Source organism: Blautia sp. MSJ-19 (genome assembly GCF_018918125.1).
GTDB lineage: Bacteria > Bacillota > Clostridia > Lachnospirales > Lachnospiraceae > Blautia_A.
The window spans coordinates 1-23712 of sequence record NZ_JAHLQA010000026.1; the positions used below are offsets into that span (position 1 = coordinate 1).

The following is a 23712-nucleotide window of genomic DNA, read 5'->3' on the forward strand; positions in this document are numbered from 1 at the left end:
TCCTTTCTATGCACCCATATCAGATGAAAGAAGTATAACATAAAAAGGAACTCCCCTTGAAGTTTGTCAAGGTAAGTTCCCTATTAGACAAAAACGGGAAGTTCGAATAATAATTTACACAAAATCTGTTGTACTTCTAAAAAGACTTGATTTCATGCGGGGGGGGGCGATATACTATATATGTATAATTATGCAATAAAGAGGATTTTTGTTTTAATGAAAAAAATTGTAATTTGTGAAGACTCAGAGATTGACCGCGAAATATTGAAAAGTGCTTTGAATCAATACTTCAGTGAGATCAACGAGGAACTTGAACTTATAGAATATATCTCTGCAGATGCGATGATTGCAGATGTGGAAGAAGGATATGCGGAGACAGGCGCGGATGTATTATTTCTTGATATTTATATGGAAGGGTTGAATGGGATGCAGGCAGCCCATAAATTGAGAGCACTGCGCCGCAAAATTCCTATCATTTTTCTGACCGCGTCGCCGGATTTTGCAGTGGAGAGTTATGAGGTAAGAGCCGCAGGATATCTTTTGAAACCGTTTGAGGAATCCAAACTTCGGGAACTTCTCAGTCGTATCCTGCAGACAGAACGTAAACGACGCATTGCTGTTAAGGTCGGAAGACAGTATCGTTATCCATATACAGATGATGTCATGTACATTGAGAGCAGAGGACATGTGGTAAAACTGCATCTGAAAGACGGAACGGAAATTTCATCAGTAGAAAAGCTCAACGATATAGAAAAACGAATCAGTGAAAAACGTTTCCTGCGTTGTAACCAAAGCTATCTGGTCAATATGGACTTTATCCGGGATGTACAGAAAGATTCTTTTGTCATGCAGAACGAAGCACGGATTCCGGTTCGTGTCAGAGGCAAAAAGAACGTCTTTGACAGTTATAATGAATATTTTGTAAATAATTTTGCAGAATAGAAAATATGCAGGCAAAAATCATGAAAAAGAAATTTGCTGAAAAATTTATGGAGGGATTTTATTAAGAAAGATGATTTTTTTGTCGAAAAAGTTGATGTATTTGTGTAAAAAGGGAATAAACATCAAAATATGGTAAGATAAACTTGTGGAAGTTCTACAGGTCATTTGATCATAGGAAAATGTTTAAGCCGTCTGTTGGATTATCTCCCGGCAGACGGCTTTTTTCATAAGTTTATAGAAAGATTGCTGCGGAAATGAAGCAGTGCAGGAAAAGGAGAGGAGATTATGAGTAAACAAAAAGAAAAAACATCAGGAATCCATAAGTTCTGGACCGTGGTAGGAGTGATTCTCTGTATTTTTTTGATACCAATACTGGTCATCAACTGTACCTTGCTTTTCAAAGGTTACACGAATTCGGATGAAGTCCCGGGGATTGGCGGAATCGTTCCAATGATTGTTCTGACAGATTCCATGTATCCGGAAATTCAGTCCGGAGATCTGATCCTCTGCCACACAGAAGATGCAGAGGATGTAAAAGTTGGAGATGCGATCGCATTTTTTGATCCGGCTGGCAATGGCAGCAGCGTTGTAACCCACCGCGTTGTGGAAATTACAACAGATGAAAATGGAGACCTTGCATGGGTGACTAAAGGTGATGCCAACAATACCGAAGACCAGGCAATCGTCCCGGCAGAGAATCTGGTAGGTGTTTATCAGCACAGATTTGCGAAGCTTGGTAATGTGGCGATGTTCATGCAGACGACGCAGGGCCTGATCATCTGTGTCGTATGCCCTATCATTTTGCTGATTGCGTATGATATGATTCGTCGTAAGCTTTATGAGAAAGAAAAGAAGAAAGACACCGATGCGCTTATGGCAGAGCTGGAAGCTCTCCGGGCGGAGAAGAGTAACAAAGGCAATTAAGAAAGACACCGATCAAAAATTAAGGTATTTAGTTCCGGACATGCCACACGGAATTGGATATAAATAATACATGCTGGAAAGGAGTACATAATAATGAGAAAGAATAAAATGATGAGAACAGCAGCTGTTCTTGGTGTAGCTGCACTGCTGACTACCAGTGCACTGTCTGGAACACTTGCGAAGTATACGACTAGTACAAATGGAAGTGACGAGGCGAGAGTTGCATATTGGGGATTTAATCAGGATGCTAATACCACTATTGATTTATTTGATGCTACATATAACAATGTACAATCTGAAGATAGTAAGAATGTTATTGCACCAGGAACTGAGAAGACAAGTACATTTGCATTTGGTTATGATGTTAATGATAACGCTAAGGCACCTGAAGTAAAATATGCGCTGACTGTTGATGCTACAGCAACAGGAAGCTATGCTAAACTGGATAAGAATTCAAGTTTTAAATGGACACTTAAAACTCCGAAGGCTGCTACCGCAACAGAATACGATACAGTAGCTGAATTAACCGCAGCAATTGAAGCTTTGGCAGGAGATGAATCAGGCACAAAAGAGTACGAACCTGGAAAATTGCCGGATACATTTACCGCGGCAGACGAAGTATACACCGTTGGATGGAAATGGGCATTTGATAACAATAATGATTCTGCAGATACAATAATGGGTAATGCTGCGACATTGGATAATGTAAAACTTGTTATTACTATCACCGCAACCCAGATCGACTAACCACACCAACAGCATAATTCCAATTCTGTGAATTCAGATTTCTCGTCCCTGTCCAGTGGCAGGACAGGGACGGTTCTTCTGATTTTTCCAAATGACAGAACGGATTTAAGGTTACTGTTCACTCCGTTCACAGTAACGATTTAAGTTCTGTTTTTTTGAAAGCTCAAAAGATAGAATTGCACATTTATAGAAAATATAAAAGGAGGAGTCAGCGCATGCCGGAGAAGTATTCCAGTGTGAAAGAATTTCATAATCGAAACCGTAATCTCTGGCAGTTTGTACTCCTGCTTGTGGTTTTGGTGGCAATTACGGTTACTCTGGTAGTGACCTGCCTGTATCAGTTTATTCATCACAGTGATTATGAGATCAACCTGTATCAGGGTCTGGTAAGTGCTGACCAGAAGACATCTTCTGTATCAGGAACCAGAACAGCGGACAGCAGTGTGAAGGAACTTACCGGAAAACAGGCAAAAGCGTTTGATTTTAAAGTTGCAGATGATGAAAATGTCTGGAGTACGAATACCTCGATCGAACTGTTTCATACCAGTTATCAGAACAGCAAAGGCGAGATTACCGTACAGAGTGCAGACTCCAAAGAAGTCGTGGCACCGGGCACAGAAGGAAATTATACATTTTCACTCAAAAATGCCAGCAAACTGGATTCCAACTACCAGGTATGGCTGGAGGCAGGTGTGAATGTCAGCAGTTCTGGAATTCCGATTGAATTCCGAATGGCAGGAAGTGATGGCTGGGTAGATGATAAGGGCGAATGGCTGAGTGCGAATGAACTGAATAAGATCACAGAGAGAAAAAATCTTTATTCCGGAAAAAGTACAGAATATACGCTTTACTGGAGATGGGCATTTGAACGCGAGGAAGACGAGGCGGACACTTCTTATGGAAATCTCGCGGTGGATGCAGGAAATGTGTCCACAGGAAATCTGGAAGTAAGTCAGGCTGTTTCTTATAAAGTCACATTACACACCCTTGCTTCTGAGGGACTGATTGAAAACAGTACAACAGATTCTCCGACAGTAACACCGGGAACATCAACTATCACACCGGCACAGAACAAAAATATCGGAACAGCAGGTAATAGCAGTTCTGTAAATGAAAAACAGGCAACAGCAAAGGATACAACAGCTATTACAAAGAAGGCAACAAAAACTGGCGATGATACACCTGTTTGGGGCTGGATCCTTTTACTTGGTGCAGCGGGAACCATTGCAGCAGGAATCGGTTATCATCGTAGAAAGGACAAATGATACAGTGAAAAAAGGTCTTACCATTCTTCGAAGAATTTTTCTGATGATTCTGGGTCTGGCTCTGGGTTTGACACTTTATTTTACGAATGCACAGAAGATTCTTGGAAATCAGCTTCCAATGCCTTTTGGAATTGGTATTGCGAATGTCCTTTCCGGAAGCATGGAACCGACTTTTTCAAAAGGTTCTCTTCTTATTATTAAAGAGACCCAAGAGATAAAGAAAGGGGATATTGTTGTTTACCAGTCAGGAAACAGTCTGGTAGTACATCGTGTCATAGAGATTCAGAAAGATCAGATTACAACGCAGGGCGATGCCAATAACACATCGGACCCGGTTTTTAACAGAAGCGAGATTCGCGGAACTGTAATTGCCTGGATTCCATATCTGGGAACTATGCTCAGTCTGGTACGTACACCGGTTGGCGTGATCATCCTTTTGCTTCTTGCATTCCTTCTGATCGAAGGTTCTTTCCGCAGACAGAAAGATGAAGACGAACAGGAACTGGAAGCAATCAAAGAAGAAATCCGCAGGCTGAAACAAGAATCTGATAAGCAGGGAAAAGACAACATAGAAGATAAGTATTAGACAAAATAAAGTATTTTGGAAAAATGAAGTGAAGAACTGATAAAATGCAAGTTATTAAAAAATTATCATATCGTGAAGGGAGGCAGGGCATTATGGAGAACAGAAGAAATTTCAGCAGACTGATCATGCAGGCGTTCGCCATCTTGCTTTGCTTTACTTTGCTTTCTATGTGGCTCTTAAGCAATATGTATGCCAGATATACCACACAGGCATCTGGTGAAGACAGCGCGAGGGTAGCAAAATTTAATGTGACGGAGACAGGGAAACTTACTCAGGACATAGAGGATATATCAATTGCACCGGGTGGTTCTACAGAATATGAAGTTTCCGTGACAAATAACAGTGAAGTTGCAATATCGTATTCCATCAGTGCAGTGAATAAATACAAAAATCTTCCCCTGGAATTTCAAATGTATAAAAAAACAGATTCAGACAGTGACACCAAAATCCTTGTCGTTGAAGACCAGATTTCAGCGACTGACCGATCAGAACATACCTATACGTTGAAAATCAGCTGGAATACAGAGGATGCAGGACAACGGAGCGAAAACTATGCAGGAAAAACAGATGCTTTTGTTATTACATTAAAGGCAGTGCAGATAGATTAGCCTGTACATGACAAACATGGGCAGGCTAGAGGAGATGAGAAAATTGACAGGAATGAAGAAAAAAAGAAACAGAAGAAAAAAACGCAGGGACACAATTGCCGGTCTGAGCAGGACAGTTGTGTTTCTTGCGCTTTTTTGTGTGTTTCTTGGAATGCTGACTTTTGTGGCAGCCAAATATATCAGACAGACAGAAAAAACAAGTGTGGCAAATGCACAGGAATTTTATTTTACCAGTGATCTGCTGGATGGAAATGTGCACCAGGTATCTACACAGACAGATGGAATGGCTTCTGTGACGCTGACATTAATGAATCATGCAGATGAACTGAGATATTCAGAAGTAGATATTGCTTATACAGTTACAGTAACAGATGCAAATGGAAATGAGGAGACTGGAATCACAGTTGATCCTGCAAAAGGGAGTATCGCTAAGGGAGAAAACCACGATGCAGAAATCAAAGTCAGCGGTTTGAAAGCAGGAGAAAAATATGTCATAACAGCGTCAACTGACAATACATATGCAAAAACTCTGACAGGTACAGTAAGCGTTAACGCAGTTGACAGTCAGGTGTATGCTTCTGTAAAAGACGGAGGAGTTTATATTGAAGTGACAGTATGGACTACAGAGAGTTCTGTTTCAAATATGATACTTAAATATTGTGCTGGTTTAATCCCTGATAATACAGATACTCAGTTAAAAAATGCGGTGACAGCATCTACAGATACATCAATACAGATTGGCGAGAGTGGAATATGGACAGCAAATACGTCTCATGTATACCGCTTTTTCAAAAGTGTTGCATCCAGGACTTACAAAGCTGAGACAAACGGAACGGAGGTGACTGTCAGTGAAGCAAACTAAAAATACACATCGCAGACGAAGCCAGACCGCGTTCTGGAAAAAACTCTGCTCTCTGATGTTGGCAGTCTGCCTGATCGGGGTAGTTCTGCTCGCAGACCACCTTACAGGTGTTCGTGCGACAGAGGATTTCTCGGATTTTACTTCTACAGAAACAGAAAACGGCGAAGGTGTAGTGCAAAATGATACTGTATCGGACAGCTCAGAGGACATAGATCTGGTAGAATGCGAACCGATCGAAGAAGATAATGAAATTTCTGATGTAGAAGATGTTACAGTGGAAGATGTTGAAGAGAATGCAGATATCAACATAGAATCTGATGCAGGAGCAGAGAATTCTACGGAGTCTACAGACGGTGAAGAACTTTTTACATCTGGCGATGAGCAGCAGGTGGCAGAGTTCGGCTCCGGGATGGAAAATGAGATTGTTTTTGATCTTGCAAAAGGCGATGTTAAATTTACAGATACTACATATAGTGGTTTTGATGCAAATGGAAACCAGATTACAGGGGAACATAAGGAAGACAATAATTATGTGATAGAGCAGGAGATTCTGGCAGATGGTGGCAGTTATAGTCTGGATGGATCAAACAAAACAGCAACTTCGAATACAATCAGCATAGGGGAAGAATCTTCTCCGCTTCATAATAAGATTAATGTCTACCTTGCTGGAGTTAATATAGATGCGCCTCATGAGGATACAAATCATAAACCTGCTATTTATGTGAATACAGAATCTGACACAGTTAATATTATTCTGAAAGATAATTCTGTTAATAATGTAGTTGCATATGCTCAGAGAAATGCTAGTGCGGAAGAGAAATATACACATTCTGCAGTTGAAAAAGAAGTTAATACACAGGGAAGATTAAGGATTGTCTGTGAAAGTGGAAATCGGACAGAGAATGGAAACCATAAATGTGATAAAGATGGTGAATGCGGCAGACTGAATGCATATGCTGTGGGAGGAACAACTTATTTAAATGGTGCGGGAATTGGCTCTAAAGGTTATATAGGTTCTAACCATGATCATAATGGAAATGAAAGTAGTAGTGGAACGCTGTATAATCTGGACATTGCCGGAGGAAAAATCTATGCAACAGGAGCCGGAGGTTCTGGAAACGGGGCCGGTCCGGGCATTGGAGTGGCACAGTCAGGTCCAGATTCGCTTGCTGTTGGCTATAATGCAAAAGGATTGGTAATTAATGGAGGCTATATTGTCGCACGAACAGGAAATGGAGCATCTGCCTGCGTAGGAGGTGGATTTCATTCAGGGTATATTGAATTGACTATTAACGGTGGTTATATAGATGCAACAAGAGAATGGAATGCTCAAAGTATGCCTGATGGATTAAGAGATGTTGGAGCAGCGATCGGGGGAGGAAGTGGAGGAAGTTCCACTTCTGCATTTTTTGGAACAACTGTAACAATCAATGGTGGAGAAATTGTTGCGAATGCAAGATATGGAGCAGCGATTGGATCTTCAGCAGGTGGTGATAACGGAAATGGTGCACCGGCAACAGTAATTATTACAGGTGGAACAATAACTGCTGCAACTACGGATGGATATGGAGCGGCAATCGGATCTGGAGGATCATCCAAGATTGGTCATGCAGGTGATGCAAATATAAAAATAAGCGGTGGAACAATAACGGCATCTTCTCAATTTGGTGCAGATATCGGTGGCGGTGGAACACAGAGTGAAGAACAAAGAGCAATTGGCGGAAAAGGGATTATTGAGATATCAGGAAGTGCGAATATCAAAGCACTGACGAATGGAATTGGAGGTGGCAAAGCAAAAGCTGGAGCAGGCGGTGATGCAATCGTCACAGTAACGGGAGGAACAGTTGAAACGGTTGCTATCGGTGGAGGAAACAGTGAAAGTGGTACTCCGGGCAATGCAGAAGTTACTGTCAGTGGAGAAAAAACAGAATTAAAGTCTGGAACGATTGGTGGTGGAGTTTCTCAATCAGAAGTTGGCAGGGCAGTGGTTAATATCCATAATGGTGATGTTATGGGGCAGGTTGTAATGCAGCAGACAAATTCTACACCAGAATCACATTGTATATTTAATATGGATGGCGGTATATTAGATAATTTATCTTTAGATGACAGCGATGGGGCAACTGCTTTTAAAAGAGAGTATGCCAACGGAGGAGTCATTTATCTTACGGATGATTTGGGAGAAATTAATATCAGTGGGGGAACGATTCAGAATGGTACAGGTGATTTAGGTGGTGCTATCTACCTTGCTGGTACAAATGGTACTGTAAATATCAGTGGCGGTACGATTCAGAACTGCAATGCCGGGAACGGTGGTGCTGTCTATATGACTGCGGGAACATTTACTCTTTCTGGTAATGGAATAATCCAGGATTGTACGGCAACAGCAGGGAATGATAATACCGGAAACGGAGGAGCCGTTTATCTGGAAAATGGAACAATATCTGTCCAGGGTGGTAACATTGGCGTTGAAAAATATTCAAATACAGCATTGAACGGCGGTGGTGTTTATCTTGCATCAGGTACGATGGAAGTGACAGGAGGTTCTATCGAATACAATAATGCTTCTTCAAACGGAGGCGGCGCTTATCTTGCAGGCGGTACTTTAACAGTAACCGGAGGAAGCCTTGAATCCAATATAGCGACAGAAGATGGTGGCGGTGCTTACATCAGTGGCGGTAATTTCAAATTAAATGGCACAAATGCATCCGTTCAGAAAAATATTGCCAGAAATGGCGCTGGAATTTATCTTACAGGTGGAGTGCCAGAACTGCTGTCCGGTAATCTGACAGGGAATGAGGCAAAGACCAGAAATTCAGAAACAGGTGAATACGAGATCACAGGCAACGGTGGTGGCATCTACATCGACAATCAGGCAGTTACATTTGCTCCAACCGGGACAGTAACGATTTCAGATAACAAAGCCGACAAGGGAGCAGGAATCTACATCGGCGGTTCTGCTGAAAACAGTCAGGCTTCTTTTGCAGTTGCTTCAAACAGTACAGGAACGATTAAGCTGCTGGGAAACGCAGCAGTAACTGCAGGTGGGGGTGTCTGTGTCGATAACGGGACTTTCCATCTGGATAACAATAAGATTACGGTACAGGGCAACAGAGCCTATAGTGGCGGTGGAGTTGCAGTCCTGAAAGGTTCTTTTACACAGAGTGGAGGTATCATCGGCGGAGACAGTTCAAATGAAAATACTGCCCAAAGAGGTGGAGGTGTTTATGTAGATGGAGGAACTGTAACGCTGAATGATGGAGAGATAAAAAATAATTCTGCCAGTAACGGTGGTGGCCTTTTTGCTTCTGATGGTGAAGTCCGCATGTTTGGAGGAGAAATATCTTCTAATAAAGCCGTTCTGTACAAAAATGAAGAGACTGGTACAGAAACAGGTGGAAATGGAGGTGGGATTTTTGTCGAATCTTCAAGTACACCGGCAAAAGTTACGATCCGAAGTGGAAAATTAAGCAATAATACTTCCCAAGGTCATGGTGGAGCTGTGGCAGTAGCCGGAACAGCAGATTCAAAGGACGTAATTACAGTTGGTCTGCTGGAATCACACGATCTGAAATTACCAGATCATAAATTTACAGCTTTTTCGTATGAAGAGAGTCTGGATAATCAGTTTCATACACATGTGTCCTGCCCGGAACTGAAAAATAATACAGCCACTGGAAATGGCGGCGGCATTTATATGGCGAGCAGTCAGGCAGCATTAAATGTCTATTGTCTTGATGAAGATGGCAACACGTCACTTCTGAACAGTGATGGAAACAGTGTTATGGCAGAAGGTGGAACGGTAGTAATAGGCGATACAGAGAGTAATGATGGAACAAATAATCCGGCAGAAGCCAAAGGAAATATCATCATAAGTTCCTCCATGCTGGTATCTGGCGGTAAAGTGGACATCTATGGAAATATGGATAATCCATATTTCAAGAATGATATTCTTGTAGATATCAAAGACAATGCAGGAAAATTTGAAGATCATCGAAAATCTGTAAACGATACTGCCAAAGACTATAAAGTTCATTATTATGAAAATTTTGTTCAGGGTAATGGAATATTCAAAGCAAGGCAGTATGATCAGGATAAGGATATTTCAGCAGAAGGAGCACTGTTTGTACATGAGGGATATAAGATCATAAGGTGGGATACCAGGGCTGATGGAACAGGAACACAATATGCAATTGGTGCCCTGATCGGGTCTGGAACTGATCATGGAGCATGGCAGAACCGAGAGGGAAAGACAGAAGAAGATGCACTGGAGCTGTATGCGATCTGGCAGAGAATTTCCTATACCGTGGAATTTCCCACACCTGCGTTAGAACATTCTGGCACGATGGAAAATCAGATCTTTGAGTATGGGAAAACACAACCCCTGAGATCAAATGCTTACAAAGTAGCTGGCAAACGTTTTAACGGATGGAATACTAGAGAAGATGGTAGTGGAATCTCCTATCCGGCGGATTATGAAGAAAGCAAAATGACCAGTATAGATGGTGCGACGGTGCCGCTGTATGCACAGTGGGTCGACTGCACACATAAAGACGGAGAACATCCGGGAACACTGACTTATGCCTCAGTGGAGAATACAGCTCAGAAAACAGCCGTGATCACAGAAACCTGTGACTGTGGTGGTCATACAGCCAGTGTGACTTTGAGTGCGGTCGATGTATATTATGATGGAAAAACGCATCCTGTGACAGTGAAAACATCAGATAACTGGTTATCTGGAACGTCGGCGATACAATATCAGTATAAGGCAGATGGGAGCACAGAGGGTTATGGCAGCATGCCTGATGGAGAGCTGGAACCAACCAGTACAGGCGTTTACAAAGCAAGTATGACAGTAGATGAACAGACAGTATCTGTGGAATATTGTATTAAGTCAGCGGCACAAGGCGTATCAGTAGAAGGAAAAGTAGCAGAAGGCGAGTTTTTTGCAGAGTTCGCAGGTCAGCCTGAGATTACAGGAGTTCCATCAGACGATGCTTTTACCGTGCAGTATACAATTCAGAATTTAACTACGGATTGTTACACAACAGAGCCAGTTCTGCAGCTGAGTCAGGAACTTCCTGCTGAAACAACAGTCATTATGCAGACCGAAGGAAAATATTGGTACTATAATGTTGATTCTAATGGTACAGACAGCCTTGCACTTAATCAGTTCAGAGAAATGGGCAGTGCAGCAGGAAACAATAGTAATTTTGCATATAATACTGAAAAAATAGAGCAAAATCAGATATACCGTTTTATTTTCAACCTGTCAGAGACTTCATGGACACCGTCAGAAAATAGCATAGAGATGAATTTTATTTATAGAAACAAAAATGAATCAGATCAGGATGTCTTCGGCACTGCGAAAATAAAATTTCAGGGCAAGGATGAATTTAGCATAACAGCAATTGAAAACAAGGTAACAGTTTCTATACCAAATAACAGTTACAGTCGCTGGTCAGATAAATCATTGTTGTTGAAAATAGAATCTGCTGAAAATTCTGAAACAACATTGCCGTCAGACGCAAAGCTGACAGTCATATCCGATAGAAATACAGCTGCCTATACTCTGAATAAAAACGGCCAGTTTATCATTCCATTTGCCTGGAGCAACGATAAAACATTCACATTCACATTGAGTTCTGATACAGCTTCTGCCAGAGGAAAGAGCTATTCCCTGACCGCTTTATTGTCAGCTACACCGGGCACAGCAAATGGAAACCTGATTCCGGCAGGAGAATATAATACGGGCAAGACAGCAAATGTTTCATTGACAATTGCAGGGAATAGTAAACCGTCCCTGAAGGTTACGGGTACACAGAAACTTGTGACAACAACAACTCCAAACATGACTGTCACAGTCAGCACGAAAAACACAACAGACTGTACTGTACAGGCAACCATTCAGAGAAAGACGGAAACCGGATACGGTGGTACATATCTGTCAGCAACAACCGTGAACGAAGGGGCAAATACCATTTCCCTGGGCGGCATCACAAAGTCCGGAAGTTATCGCCTGCTTATTACAGTTCAGAAGAACAATCAGAACATCCTGGAAGTACCATATTACTTCAACGTTCAATAATAATCAGATCCGCCGGGAGTGCGAAATTTTCCTGGCGGATTTTTATGTTAAAATCTCGCAAAATCTATTGAAATCCCACCGTTTTTGTGATACAAAAATAAGGTTGCTATTAATAATTTTTCTTATGAAGAAGAGGGGATATTTTTAGGGAGGAAACGCCAATGAGCAATAAGCTGATCGACTTGATCGACATTTCCAAATCCTACGGGATGCAGACAGTTCTGGATGAACTGAATCTTTATATCAGGGAGAATGAATTCCTGACACTTCTTGGACCGAGTGGATGTGGAAAAACTACCACACTTCGTATTTTGGGAGGATTCGAAACACCGGATAAGGGTCGTGTGATCTTTGACGGGCAGGATATCACGAATCTTCCGCCTAATAAGCGTCAGCTGAATACCGTATTTCAGAAGTATGCGTTATTTACGCATATGAATATTGCGGATAATATTGCTTTTGGTTTAAAGATAAAAAATAAAAGCAAACAGTATATTTATGACAAGATCAAATATGCGTTAAAACTCGTTAATCTGGATGGATTTGAGAATCGTATGCCGGATTCCTTAAGTGGTGGACAGCAGCAGCGTATTGCCATCGCGAGAGCAATCGTAAATGAACCGAAAGTTCTGCTTCTGGATGAACCTCTTGGGGCGCTTGACCTGAAACTCAGACAGGATATGCAGTATGAGCTGATCCGTCTCAAAAATGAGCTGGGAATCACTTTCCTGTATGTAACCCATGATCAGGAAGAGGCTCTTACTATGTCCGATACGATCGTGGTCATGAACCAGGGATATATCCAGCAGATCGGAACTCCGGAGAAGATCTATAATGAGCCGGAGAATGCTTTTGTAGCCGATTTTATCGGAGAGAGCAATATCATCTCTGCGACGATGGTACAGGATCGACTTGTAAAGATTCTCGGAGTCAACTTCCCATGTGTGGATGAGGGCTTTGGACAGAATAAACCGGTTGACGTTGTGATTCGTCCGGAGGATATCGACCTCCTGAAACCAGGTCAGGGAAGCATTGATGGTGTGGTCACACATATGATCTTTAAAGGTGTGCATTATGAAATGGAAGTCATGGCAAACAATTACGAGTGGCTGGTACACAGCACAGATATGTTCCCGGTTGGAACGGAAGTCAGCATCCATGTGGATCCGTTTGACATCCAGATCATGAAAAAGCCGGAATCAGAAGATGAGGAGGCGGTAAACATTGAAGAATAAGCGTCTGCTTGCCGGACCTTATCTTTTCTGGTCCGTATCTTTTGTCGTGATTCCGCTGCTGGTGATCGTTTACTATGCATTTACCAGTGATGAGGGGGCTTTTACCTTTTCCAATCTGGCACAGATCACGACACCTGAAAATCTGAAGGCTCTCGGAATGTCCATCCTTCTGTCATTTTTAAGCACAGCAATCTGTCTGATCCTTGCCTATCCGCTGGCAATGATCCTGAGCCAGAATCAGGTCAGTCAGACAAGCTTTATTGTACTGATCTTTATTTTGCCGATGTGGATGAATTTTCTTCTTCGTACACTGGCATGGCAGACACTGCTTGAAAAAAATGGTGTCATTAACAGTATCTTAAGTTTCCTGCATCTGCCGGCACTGGAGATTATCAATACGCCGTATGCGATTATTCTTGGTATGGTGTATAACTTCCTGCCGTTTATGGTCCTTCCAATCTATAATGTGCTGATCAAAATTGACCGTAATGTCATCAACGCGGCACGTGACCTGGGAGCCAATCCGGTACAGACTTTCTGTAAGGTTACTTTTCCATTGAGCATCCCGGGAGTGATCAGCGGCATTACGATGGTATTTGTGCCTGCATTGACAACGTTCGTTATTTCCGACCTTCTTGGAGGAGGCAAGATCCTTCTGATCGGTAACGTGATCGAGCAGTCATTCAAGCAGAACAGCAACTGGCACGTAGGAAGTGGTCTTTCTCTTGTACTGATGGTATTCATCATTGCTAGTATGGCACTTGTTGCCAAATACGACAAAGAAGAAGGAGGGTCAGCATTTTGATCAGAAAATACTTACAGAAAATATATCTGGCCCTTATTTTTATACTGCTGTATGCTCCGATCGTGACTCTGGTCGTATTGTCTTTTAACCAGTCAAAAACGAGAGCAAAATGGGGTGGATTTACTCTGAAATGGTACAAAGAACTGTTCCAGAATGAACAGATCATGAGTGCCTTTTATACTACGCTGATCATTGCGTTTATTTCTGCAGCAATTGCGACGATCATCGGTACAGCGGCAGCGATCGCAATTCAGGGTATGAAGCAGAAATGGAAGACCATGTATATGGGGCTTACCAATATTCCGATGATGAATGCAGAGATCGTCATGGGTGTATCCCTGATGCTTCTTTTTATCGCATTTCATATGACACTTGGTTTTGGAACGATTCTGATCGCGCATATTACATTTAATATTCCATATGTGATCCTGAGTGTGGCACCGAAGCTGAAGCAGACCAACCGCTATACATACGAGGCAGCACTTGATCTTGGGGCATCTCCGGTCAAGGCCTTTTTTAAGGTGGTATTCCCGGATATCGTACCTGGTGTACTTTCTGGATTTATGCTGGCATTTACCATGTCGCTGGATGATTTTGTAATCACGCACTTTACTAAGGGACCTGGAATCGATACACTTTCCACCAAAATTTACACAGAGGTTCGTAAGGGTATCAAGCCGGAAATCTATGCACTTTCTACGATTATGTTTGTGACGGTTCTTGTTCTTCTGATTCTGGTAAACTATTCGCCAAAGGAAGAAGAGGAGACCGCAGTTAGAAAAAAAGTGCGCAGACCATCCAGATTCAAGAAAATCATGATTCAGCGAGTGATTCCGGTGGCAATCTGCATTGTTTTTGTCGGCGGTGGTTTCTACTATGCAAAAGAAAGTGGCGTTGTGAATGATGATAAACTGATTGTTTATAACTGGGGCGAATACATTGATCCGGAAGTTCTGACTATATTTGAGGAAGAAACAGGAATCAATGTTGTTTACGAAGAATTTGAGACGAACGAGATTCTGTATCCGAAGGTAAGTTCCGGAGCAATCGCATACGATGTGGTCTGCCCGAGTGATTATATGATCCAGCGAATGATCGAGAATGATCTCCTTTCTGAGATTAATTTTGACAACATTCCGAATATCAAGAATATCGGCGAGCAGTATATGGAACAGTCGAAGCAGTTTGATCCGGAGAATAAATATTCCGTACCATATTGCTGGGGAACAGTCGGTATCCTTTACAATAAGACCATGGTGGATGAGCCCGTCGACAGCTGGTCAATCCTCTGGAATCCGAAATATAAAGACAGTATTCTGATGCAGGATTCTGTCCGTGATGCGTTTGGTGCGACACTGAAATATCTTGGATATTCTCTGAACTCTACGGACCTTGATGAACTGACGGAGGCCAAGAATCTTCTGATTGAGCAGAAACCTCTGGTGCAGGCATATGTCATTGATCAGGTGCGTGACAAGATGATCGGAAATGAGGCAGCTCTTGGTGTCATTTATTCCGGTGAGGCGATTTACACACAGAAAGAAAATCCGAATCTGGAATATGTGATTCCGAAAGAGGGATCCAACATCTGGATCGATTCCTGGGTAATTCCGAAGAATGCAGAGCACAAAGAAAATGCAGAAAAATTTATCAATTTCCTCTGCAGACCGGACATCGCTCTGATGAACTTTGACTATATTACATATTCTACACCGAATGAGGCAGCGAGAGAGCTGATTGAGGATGAAGATATCCGAAACAGTGAGATCGCGTTCCCGGATCTTTCCAAATATGATAATCTGGAAACGTTCCAGTATCTTGGAACAGAGGCCGATCAGGTATATGGTGATCTCTGGAATAAAGTAAAATCTTCCTAAAATGTATAAAAGACTTTCTATGGAAAGAGAATTTCTGTAGAAGGTCTTTTTGTTACTGTGAATGGATGGAACAGTAACGTCTTTTTTCTTGCGGAAGAAGATACGATAGGGGTATAATGCGAAGTAACAATGAATATTTGAGGATGAGTTTGTAAGGAGAGAGAAAAGTGACAGGGGAAAAAGTTTCCAACTATATAAAACTCTGCAACGAATGGGCAGAGAAATTTCTTCAGATGGACAGAGAAGAGTTGAAAAAAAGGCTTCCTGAGCTGAAAGAGGAGGAAGGATATCTGAAGATCACACATTTCGGAGTACCGTTTGGAATCCGGCTGGATGATGGCAGGGTTGACCGTCTGGATGGGAAAGGCGAAGCTAATGCGACAGAGATGCTGAATATTTATACCCTTCTCGGATATGTCAAGGAAAATGCTTTCTTCATGGACAAGTGGGTGCCATTTGCAGATCTCCGCGATGCGAGACCTTTTGGGCCTGCATACAAGATCGGTGTGACGGATATATTCGCGGCGACTTTTTCCGGCCATGCAAAAGAACTTAAAGAAGCTTTCCTGAAATTGAATGGAACAGAACTTCCACAGGGAGATGTAGGTTATCAGATTCATGCGTTTGAATGCGAACCGATGCGGTTCTATTTCTGGGATTGTGACGATGAATTTGAGGCACAGGGGAATATCCTGTTTGATTACAGCGCAACAGATTTTAATCATGTAGAGAGTGCAGTATCTACAGCAGAAATGGGAGTAAGGAGACTGGCGGAGCTGGCGGGACTTCCACTGAGGGGGAAATCTTTTGGGATGCAGTAATCCTTATAAAACAGATAAGTGAGAGAAGAAAAAGATGAAGGACAGATATGGACGTGAGATTGATTATTTCCGGATTTCGATTACCGACAGATGCAATCTCAGATGTATTTACTGTATGCCGGAGGAGGGAATCAGCCAGATTTCACATAAGGAGATCCTGACCTATGATGAGATCCAGAGAGTTTGTCGTTGTATGACAACTCTGGGAATCAAAAAAATAAAACTGACAGGTGGCGAGCCTCTGACAAGAAAGAACAGTGCTGCGCTTGTACGGATGCTCAAGGAACTTCCGGGAATAGAGAAGGTAACGCTGACGACAAACGGTGTCCTTCTGGGGGAGCAGATCGGAGAACTGGCAGCGGCCGGGATCGACAATATCAATATCAGCCTGGATACGCTGAACGAAGAGGCATTCGAAAAGATTACGCGAAGAGAGGGCCTTCCTAAAGTTCTGGAGAGCATGAAGGAAGCACTGAAATATCCACAGATCGGTCTCAAGATCAACTGCGTGCCGGTGATCGATGATCCGCAGAATCTGGTGGAAGTTGCCAGGATTGCGAGAGACTATCCGATCCATGTGCGCTTTATCGAGATGATGCCGATCGGATACGGCAAAGAATTCCGCTTCCGGGGAGAAGATGAGATCTGTTCGCTCCTCGAGAGTGCCTATGGCAAGATGATACCAGTTACAGAGCGTTACGGAAATGGTCCATGCCATTATTACGAAATCGAGGGCTTTCAGGGAAAGATCGGTTTTATCAGTGCGATGACACACAAATTCTGTGCACAGTGCAACCGTGTCAGGCTGACTTCCGAGGGATATCTCAAAGCCTGTCTTCAGTATCAGACAGGAATAAGCCTCAGGGATCTGATGCGAAACGGCTGTACCAACGAGGAGCTGACCGAAGCGATCCGCAGAGTGATCTGGGAAAAACCGGGCGAGCATCATTTTACTTCACAGGCGATCGACAAGGACGAGAGTAAACTGATGTCGCAGATCGGCGGATGAAAAGAGATTATATTTTATGCTTTTTGCTCCGGCGATACTCTCCGGCAGTCATGCCGCAGTATTTCCGGAAACTCTGAGCCAGGTAACTCTGCGAGGAAAATCCGGCAAGATGGGCAATATCAGAAATTTCATGGTCTGTATTCTCCAGGAGATTTTTGCATACTTCGATCCGGCGGTGGGTCAGGTAGCTGATGGGGGAGATCCCATAGTAGCGCGTGAATTCGTGACTTAAATAATATTTATTCAGGTGGCTTAAGCTGGCAAGGCGTTCCAGACTGATATCCTCGCTGTAGTGTGAATCCAGATAACGCTTGATAAGCGCACATTCTCTGCTTGGATGAAAAGAAGGAAACAACTGGAAATCAGAGACAGCAAACCGGCGGAGCTGGGCGATCAGAATGGCAAGCGTATGTTTGCAGATCTCTTCATAACCATCGTTTTTTTCATCCAGTTCCTGAAAAAGAGAATGGAAATAAAACAAAAGGTCGGCATGTTTCTGGCGGCAGTGAAAGATCTGGAATTCCTTCTGATCCTGAAAGGAAAAACTGATCCCGTCCACACCGACCGTATAATAAGAAAGCGGCGAGGCACTTAAGGAAGTTTCTGTGTGCTGGATATGAGGGTTGACGATGATCAGGTCGTCTTTTTTAATAGAAAAACGCTGGTTTTCGATCAGGAATTCCCCACTTCCCTCACTGACATAAAAGAGCTCCGTAAAGGCGTGAGTATGCGGGATACTGGGCCAGTCTTCCTCATAGTGGGAAGAAGAGGCGTTCACCAGAACCGCTTCTGTTGAAAAAGGCGTATCATCCGAAAAAGAAAAAAACCGTGTGCTCATGTGTACCTCCCGGGTCCAAAAAGATTTTCAACTGTCAGGATAGCACAAAAGATAAAATACCGCAAGATTTCTAAAAAGCATAGCAAGAACAACGTTGAAAAACAGAGAAAAAGGACGTATTCTGATAGTATCTGAAAGCGAACAGAAACAGATGATAAAACAAATACATAAATATAAAATGGAGGTACACCTATGAGCCAGAACAAAGGCAGAGTTACGATCCCGACAAACCTGGATGTGGTAAAGGAAACACTGGATATCGTAGAGGAATGGGGCGCAGATGCGATCCGTGACTGCGATGGAACAGAGTTCCCGGCAGAACTCAAGGACACAGGAGCAAAGATCTACGCGACTTATTATACAACAAGAAAAGACAATGCATGGGCAAAGGCAAACCCGGATGAGATCCAGCAGATGTACATCATGAGTTCTTTCCATACAGCAACGGAGGAGAAGCTTGAGATCCACCTTATGGATCACCTTTACCCGGACATGTTGAAAGTAAATACCCGTGACGACATCACCAGATGGTGGGAAGTCATTGACCGTACCACAGGCGAAGTCGTTCCGACAGATCAGTGGTCTTATGACGAAGAGAGCGGAAATGTCGTGATCACACCGGCGAAGCTTTTTCATGAATATACGGTCAGCTTTCTGGCATATATCATGTGGGACCCGGTCCATATGTACAATGCTGTCGTAAACGACTGGAAGGACGTAGAACCGCAGATCACTTTTGATGTGCGCCAGCCGAAGACAAAGGCACATTCCCTGGAACGCCTTCGTCGTTTCCTTGATACGCATCAATACGTGGATGTAGTACGTTTTACGACATTTTTCCATCAGTTTACCCTGATTTTCGATGAGCTTGCGAGAGAAAAATACGTGGACTGGTTCGGCTACTCCGCATCTGTCAGCCCGTATATCCTTGAGCAGTTCGAAAAAGAAGTGGGATATGCGTTCCGTCCGGAATACATTATCGACCAGGGCTACATGAACAATACATACCGTATTCCGTCCAAAGAATTCAAGGACTTCCAGGCTTTCCAGAGAAGAGAAGTCGCGAAGCTTGCCAAAGAGATGGTAGATATTGTTCATGAATACGGCAAAGAAGCCATGATGTTCATGGGCGATCACTGGATCGGTATGGAGCCGTTTATGGACGAGTTTGCATCCATCGGACTGGACGCTGTCGTTGGAAGTGTCGGAAACGGTGCGACCTTGCGTCTGTTCAGCGATATCAAGAATGTAAAATATACAGAAGGACGTTTCCTTCCGTACTTTTTCCCGGATACCTTCCATGAGGGCGGTGATCCGGTCAAGGAAGCCAAAGTAAACTGGGTGACAGCAAGACGTGCGATCCTTCGAAGTCCGATCCAGAGGATCGGTTACGGCGGATACCTCAAACTTGCTCTGGAATTCCCGGATTTTGTACAGTATATCAAAGAGGTGTGCCAGGAGTTCCGCACACTTTACGACAATATCCAGGGTGTGACCCCATACTGTGTGAAGCGTGTAGCGGTCCTGAACTGCTGGGGAAAAATGCGCTCCTGGGGCAATCATATGGTACATCATGCAATTTATTACAAACAGAATTATTCTTACTTCGGCATCATCGAGGCTTTGAGCGGCGCACCGTTTGATGTTTCTTTCATCAGTTTTGATGATATCCTGGAAAATAAAGATCTGCTGAAAAACTTTGATGTTGTGATCAACGTAGGCGATGCAGACACCGCACAGAGCGGCGGCGAGTACTGGGTAAACGAGACGATCATCACTGCTGTAAAAGAATTTGTCTACAACGGCGGCGGCTTCATCGGAGTCGGCGAACCGGCAGCCCATCAGTGGCAGGGACATTATTTCCAGCTTGATGATGTACTTGGAGTAGAAGAGGAAAACGGCTTCAACCTGAACAAAGACAAATACAACTGGGAAGAACACAGAGATCACTTTATCCTGGCAGACAGTGACGGAGACGTTGATTTTGGCGAAGGAAAGAAAAATATCTACGCACTTGACGGAACTGAGATCCTGATCCAGAAAGACCAGGAAGTACAGATGGCAGTCAAAACCTTCGGCAAAGGCCGCGGTGTCTATATCAGCGGACTTCCGTACAGCTTCAAGAACAGCCGTGTCCTCTACCGTGCAGTCCTCTGGTCCGCATCCTCAGAGGAAGAACTGAACTGCTGGTATTCCACAAACTACAATGTAGAAGTCCACGCCTATGTAAAGAACGGCAAATACTGCGTTGTAAACAACACCTACGAGCCACAGGATACCGTTGTATACAAAGGCGACGGAAGCAGCTTCGAACTTCACATGGAAGCAAATGAGATCAGGTGGTATCAGATCTGAGAAGTAAATTACCCTGATATGCATATAGTGGAATTTAAACCATCCAAATTACAGGCGAAAATTGACTTGATTATAAAAAATAAAGTACAGAGCCAACCAAAAAAGAGAAAACAGATGACCTGAATTCTACAAAGACAAAAATAAACCATCCAGGAGCGCTGCAAATGGATGGTTTATTTTCTGGAAAACAGGAAACAAGTCACTTAGGAAGCCTGAAATGGATGACTTGTTTTTCTGAAAGTGGTGAAAGGTCCCATTATCGTCCATAGAACAGATGACCTGAATTCTATTAAATGAGGAATGAACCAGCAGAGGATGGCATGCTTACCATTTCTGTGCACGTTTCTCAATGAAATCCAGAATGGCATACAGCCCCATTGCAATCACGCACAGGATCACGATGGACATCAGCACCCAGGTCAGCTTGAACGTCTGGGAGCCGTAGATGATCAGGTATCCAAGCCCTTGGCGGGCGCCGATGAATTCTCCGATGATCACACCGACAAGGCACAACCCAATATTGACTTTCATTACACTTAAGATGAGGGGCACAGAAGACGGAAGGACGATCTTTGTCAGTTCGTCTTTTTTTGTGCCGCCGAGGGTGCGGATGAGCTTGAGCTTTTCCGGGTCAGCTTCGCGGAAGCCAGTGTAGAGATTGATGACTGAGCCAAAGATCGCCACAGACATTCCGGCAACAATGATCGTTCGGACGTTGGCACCGAGCCAGACAATCAGAAGCGGGGCGAGGGCAGATTTTGGCAGGCTGTTCAGGACGACAAGGTAGGGTTCCAGGATCCGCGAAAGCTTCGGACAGCACCACAGAAGAACTGCTGTGCCGATACCGAGAAAAACAGTAAACACAAAACTGACAAGCGTTTCCATCAGCGTGATCCCGATATGTGTAAAAAGCGACTGATCCTGTACCATACGAAGGAATGTTCTCCAGATCTCAGACGGACTGCTGAAGATAAAAGAATCGATCCAGCCCCGTCTGGCAGACACTTCCCACAAAAGCAGAAAGCCCAGGAACAGAAAGATCCTGGACACATGGATCAGATATTTTTCACGTCGGACACGAAAAAGATACTGTTTCTGTGCAGCAGAAAGGTCAGGCATACTGGTTCAGCTCCTTCCAGATAAGATTGAAATAAGATTTAAATTCCGGTGCACCGCGCACGGCAAGTGGTGTCCGCTCATCCAGTGACAGCTGGATCGGGACAATACGCGCGATATGAGCAGGGCGTGCAGAAAGGATGATCACGCGGTCTGCCATGCTGATTGCTTCAGAGATATCATGCGTGACAAGAATCGCTGTTTTGCGCTCTTTTTTGAGGATGCGGCCGATGTCATCGCTGACATTTAACCGTGTCTGGTAATCCAGCGCAGAAAAAGGTTCATCAAGCAAAAGAAGTTCCGGTTTCAGGGCGAGGGTACGGATAAGAGCCGCACGCTGGCGCATGCCGCCGGATAACTGGGAAGGGCGGGCGGTGCGAAACTTGTCAAGTCCGTAGGTGTCAAGCATTTCTTCGATATAGGCAAGTTTCTCGGGCGTTTTTTCTCTGCGGATCTCAAGACCGAGAAGAATATTCCGGTATATGGTCCGCCATTCCAGAAGATGGTCTTTCTGGAGCATATATCCGATGCGAGGGTCGCCGGGAGACGGAGGGATGCCGTTCATAAGGATTGTGCCTTCCTCTGCCGGGAACATGCCGCAGATCAGGTTCAGAAGCGTGGATTTCCCACAGCCGGACGGACCGACAACAGCAAGAAATTCACCGGGCATCAGGTCAAACGATATATTTGAAAGGGCTTTCGTCTCTCCGGATACGGTATGATAAGAAAGAGAAACATTTCTGATCTCCAGAAGGGGTTTCATAATAAAATACCTCCATACTGAGGGTGTAGAGATTCCGGGATATCCGTCACAGATGGACAGAAAGAGGAGAATCTATATTTTAAGATATGCGGAAGAGAGCATCTGTGTTATGATAGGAAAAAGGATTCCGTCGATACTCTGATACAGGGGATCCGCATAGAAATTTTACAAGAGGAATACCATCATGAACAAACGAAATTATCAGAAAGAGCTGGACAGGCTCATTGAAAATATAAAAAAAGAACAGAAGGTTCCGCGTCTGTTCCTCCACAGCTGCTGTGCACCGTGCAGCAGTTACGTGCTGGAATATTTATCCCAGTATTTTGAAATTACAGTATTTTTTTACAATCCAAACATTTCATTAGAGGAGGAATACCGCAAGCGAGTCGCAGAGATCCGCCGGCTGGTATCCGAGATGCCATTTACGCATCCGGTCCATATAGAAGAAGGAGCTTACGATCCACAGGTTTTTTATGAGATGGCAAAAGGCATGGAAACAGTCCCGGAGGGCGGTGAACGCTGTTTCAAATGCTACCGTCTCCGTATGGAAGAAGCGGCGAAACTTGCCGAAGAAGGCGGCTATGATTACTTCACGACAACCCTCTCGATCAGCCCGCTCAAAAACGCAGAGAAGATCAATGAGATCGGCGAGGAACTGGCAGAAATCTACAAAGTACCCCACCTTCCATCCGATTTCAAGAAGAAAAACGGCTACAAACGTTCCATAGAACTGTCCCACGAATACGATCTTTACCGGCAGAATTACTGTGGCTGCGTCTTTTCGAAGTGCGAACAGGAAGAAAAAATGAGAGAAAAACAAATTTCAGAGGGTTCTGCTCTTTGATTTTCCACTGGAATGTGGTAAACTGAT

18 protein-coding genes are annotated in these 23712 nt (G+C 43.6%); 15 read left to right on the forward strand and 3 right to left on the reverse strand.

Translation table 11 applies throughout. From position 1 onward, the window contains the following. Nucleotides 1-216 precede the first annotated feature (216 nt). The 13 genes from KQI91_RS09285 to moaA all read left to right on the forward strand — a co-directional run bounded on the left by KQI91_RS09285 (nucleotide 217) and on the right by moaA (nucleotide 17769). Nucleotides 217-942, forward strand: coding sequence for a LytR/AlgR family response regulator transcription factor (locus KQI91_RS09285; RefSeq protein ID WP_216392502.1), 726 nt, complete (start codon nucleotides 217-219; stop codon nucleotides 940-942). A 285-nt stretch (nucleotides 943-1227) separates the two neighbouring features. After that, complete coding sequence (locus tag KQI91_RS09290; protein ID WP_216392503.1) at nucleotides 1228-1866, forward strand: signal peptidase I; 639 nt, start codon at nucleotides 1228-1230, stop codon at nucleotides 1864-1866. Nucleotides 1867-1959: 93 nt separating this feature from the next. Then, a complete protein-coding gene (locus tag KQI91_RS09295; RefSeq protein ID WP_216392504.1) occupies nucleotides 1960-2613 on the forward strand; it encodes a hypothetical protein in 654 nt (217 codons plus the stop codon). Between the two features lie 215 nt (nucleotides 2614-2828). Continuing rightward, nucleotides 2829-3878 (forward strand): hypothetical protein, encoded by a 1050-nt coding sequence (locus KQI91_RS09300; protein ID WP_216392505.1) that lies wholly within the window; start codon nucleotides 2829-2831, stop codon nucleotides 3876-3878. A 4-nt stretch (nucleotides 3879-3882) separates the two neighbouring features. Next, the gene (locus KQI91_RS09305; protein WP_216392506.1) at nucleotides 3883-4464 is read left to right on the forward strand and encodes a signal peptidase I; all 582 of its coding nucleotides are present in this window, start codon (nucleotides 3883-3885) and stop codon (nucleotides 4462-4464) included. Between the two features lie 92 nt (nucleotides 4465-4556). Further along, complete coding sequence (locus KQI91_RS09310; RefSeq protein ID WP_216392507.1) at nucleotides 4557-5072, forward strand: hypothetical protein; 516 nt, start codon at nucleotides 4557-4559, stop codon at nucleotides 5070-5072. Nucleotides 5073-5106: 34 nt separating this feature from the next. Beyond that, complete coding sequence (locus KQI91_RS09315; protein ID WP_216392508.1) at nucleotides 5107-5934, forward strand: hypothetical protein; 828 nt, start codon at nucleotides 5107-5109, stop codon at nucleotides 5932-5934. After that, nucleotides 5921-12022 (forward strand): beta strand repeat-containing protein, encoded by a 6102-nt coding sequence (locus KQI91_RS09320; RefSeq protein ID WP_216392509.1) that lies wholly within the window; start codon nucleotides 5921-5923, stop codon nucleotides 12020-12022. The genes KQI91_RS09315 and KQI91_RS09320 overlap by 14 nt, the downstream gene beginning before the upstream one ends. Nucleotides 12023-12183: 161 nt before the next feature. Then, nucleotides 12184-13257, forward strand: a complete 1074-nt coding sequence (locus KQI91_RS09325; protein ID WP_072521338.1) for an ABC transporter ATP-binding protein — start codon at nucleotides 12184-12186, stop codon at nucleotides 13255-13257. Then, nucleotides 13247-14062, forward strand: coding sequence for an ABC transporter permease (locus KQI91_RS09330; protein ID WP_216392510.1), 816 nt, complete (start codon nucleotides 13247-13249; stop codon nucleotides 14060-14062). The genes KQI91_RS09325 and KQI91_RS09330 overlap by 11 nt, the downstream gene beginning before the upstream one ends. Next, nucleotides 14059-15939: an extracellular solute-binding protein gene (locus tag KQI91_RS09335; protein ID WP_216392511.1), complete on the forward strand. Its 1881-nt coding sequence runs from the start codon at nucleotides 14059-14061 to the stop codon at nucleotides 15937-15939. The genes KQI91_RS09330 and KQI91_RS09335 overlap by 4 nt, the downstream gene beginning before the upstream one ends. Nucleotides 15940-16106: 167 nt before the next feature. Next, entirely contained in the window at nucleotides 16107-16760 is a 654-nt protein-coding gene (locus tag KQI91_RS09340; RefSeq protein WP_216392512.1) for a DUF3786 domain-containing protein, read from the forward strand. A 34-nt stretch (nucleotides 16761-16794) separates the two neighbouring features. Next, nucleotides 16795-17769 (forward strand): GTP 3',8-cyclase MoaA, encoded by a 975-nt coding sequence (gene moaA, locus KQI91_RS09345; RefSeq protein WP_216392513.1) that lies wholly within the window; start codon nucleotides 16795-16797, stop codon nucleotides 17767-17769. A 7-nt stretch (nucleotides 17770-17776) separates the two neighbouring features. On the opposite strand, the gene KQI91_RS09350 is transcribed toward moaA, so the two are convergent. Beyond that, nucleotides 17777-18607: a helix-turn-helix transcriptional regulator gene (locus tag KQI91_RS09350; RefSeq protein WP_216392514.1), complete on the reverse strand. Its 831-nt coding sequence runs from the start codon at nucleotides 18605-18607 to the stop codon at nucleotides 17777-17779. A 192-nt stretch (nucleotides 18608-18799) separates the two neighbouring features. Here KQI91_RS09350 and gnpA point away from each other — a divergent pair, with 192 nt between their 5' ends. Further along, nucleotides 18800-20962, forward strand: a complete 2163-nt coding sequence (gene gnpA, locus KQI91_RS09355; RefSeq protein ID WP_216392515.1) for a 1,3-beta-galactosyl-N-acetylhexosamine phosphorylase — start codon at nucleotides 18800-18802, stop codon at nucleotides 20960-20962. A 324-nt stretch (nucleotides 20963-21286) separates the two neighbouring features. Here gnpA and KQI91_RS09360 read toward each other — a convergent pair whose 3' ends face one another. Continuing rightward, nucleotides 21287-22081 carry an ABC transporter permease gene (locus tag KQI91_RS09360; RefSeq protein ID WP_216392516.1) on the reverse strand — a complete coding sequence of 265 codons (795 nt, stop codon included), beginning with the start codon at nucleotides 22079-22081 and terminating at the stop codon, nucleotides 21287-21289. Further along, on the reverse strand, nucleotides 22074-22841 hold the full coding sequence (locus tag KQI91_RS09365; protein WP_216392517.1) for an ABC transporter ATP-binding protein: 768 nt from the start codon (nucleotides 22839-22841) through the stop codon (nucleotides 22074-22076). Before KQI91_RS09365 ends, KQI91_RS09360 begins: the two co-directional genes overlap by 8 nt. A gap of 184 nt (nucleotides 22842-23025) precedes the next feature. Here KQI91_RS09365 and KQI91_RS09370 point away from each other — a divergent pair, with 184 nt between their 5' ends. Then, nucleotides 23026-23685: an epoxyqueuosine reductase QueH gene (locus KQI91_RS09370; RefSeq protein WP_216392518.1), complete on the forward strand. Its 660-nt coding sequence runs from the start codon at nucleotides 23026-23028 to the stop codon at nucleotides 23683-23685. Nucleotides 23686-23712 lie beyond the last annotated feature (27 nt).

Bases quoted from the DNA above. Each gene is read 5' to 3' on its own strand.
- KQI91_RS09360 (WP_216392516.1), bottom strand. From the start codon at position 22,081: ATGCCTGACCTTTCTGCTGCACAGAAACAGTATCTTTTTCGTGTCCGA.
- KQI91_RS09365 (WP_216392517.1), bottom strand. From the start codon at position 22,841: ATGAAACCCCTTCTGGAGATCAGAAATGTTTCTCTTTCTTATCATACC.
- KQI91_RS09295 (WP_216392504.1), top strand. From the start codon at position 1,960: ATGAGAAAGAATAAAATGATGAGAACAGCAGCTGTTCTTGGTGTAGCT.
- KQI91_RS09370 (WP_216392518.1), top strand. From the start codon at position 23,026: ATGAACAAACGAAATTATCAGAAAGAGCTGGACAGGCTCATTGAAAAT.
- moaA (WP_216392513.1), top strand. From the start codon at position 16,795: ATGAAGGACAGATATGGACGTGAGATTGATTATTTCCGGATTTCGATT.
- KQI91_RS09325 (WP_072521338.1), top strand. From the start codon at position 12,184: ATGAGCAATAAGCTGATCGACTTGATCGACATTTCCAAATCCTACGGG.
- KQI91_RS09290 (WP_216392503.1), top strand. From the start codon at position 1,228: ATGAGTAAACAAAAAGAAAAAACATCAGGAATCCATAAGTTCTGGACC.
- KQI91_RS09315 (WP_216392508.1), top strand. From the start codon at position 5,107: ATGAGAAAATTGACAGGAATGAAGAAAAAAAGAAACAGAAGAAAAAAA.
- gnpA (WP_216392515.1), top strand. From the start codon at position 18,800: ATGAGCCAGAACAAAGGCAGAGTTACGATCCCGACAAACCTGGATGTG.
- KQI91_RS09310 (WP_216392507.1), top strand. From the start codon at position 4,557: ATGGAGAACAGAAGAAATTTCAGCAGACTGATCATGCAGGCGTTCGCC.
- KQI91_RS09300 (WP_216392505.1), top strand. From the start codon at position 2,829: ATGCCGGAGAAGTATTCCAGTGTGAAAGAATTTCATAATCGAAACCGT.
- KQI91_RS09285 (WP_216392502.1), top strand. From the start codon at position 217: ATGAAAAAAATTGTAATTTGTGAAGACTCAGAGATTGACCGCGAAATA.
- KQI91_RS09350 (WP_216392514.1), bottom strand. From the start codon at position 18,607: ATGAGCACACGGTTTTTTTCTTTTTCGGATGATACGCCTTTTTCAACA.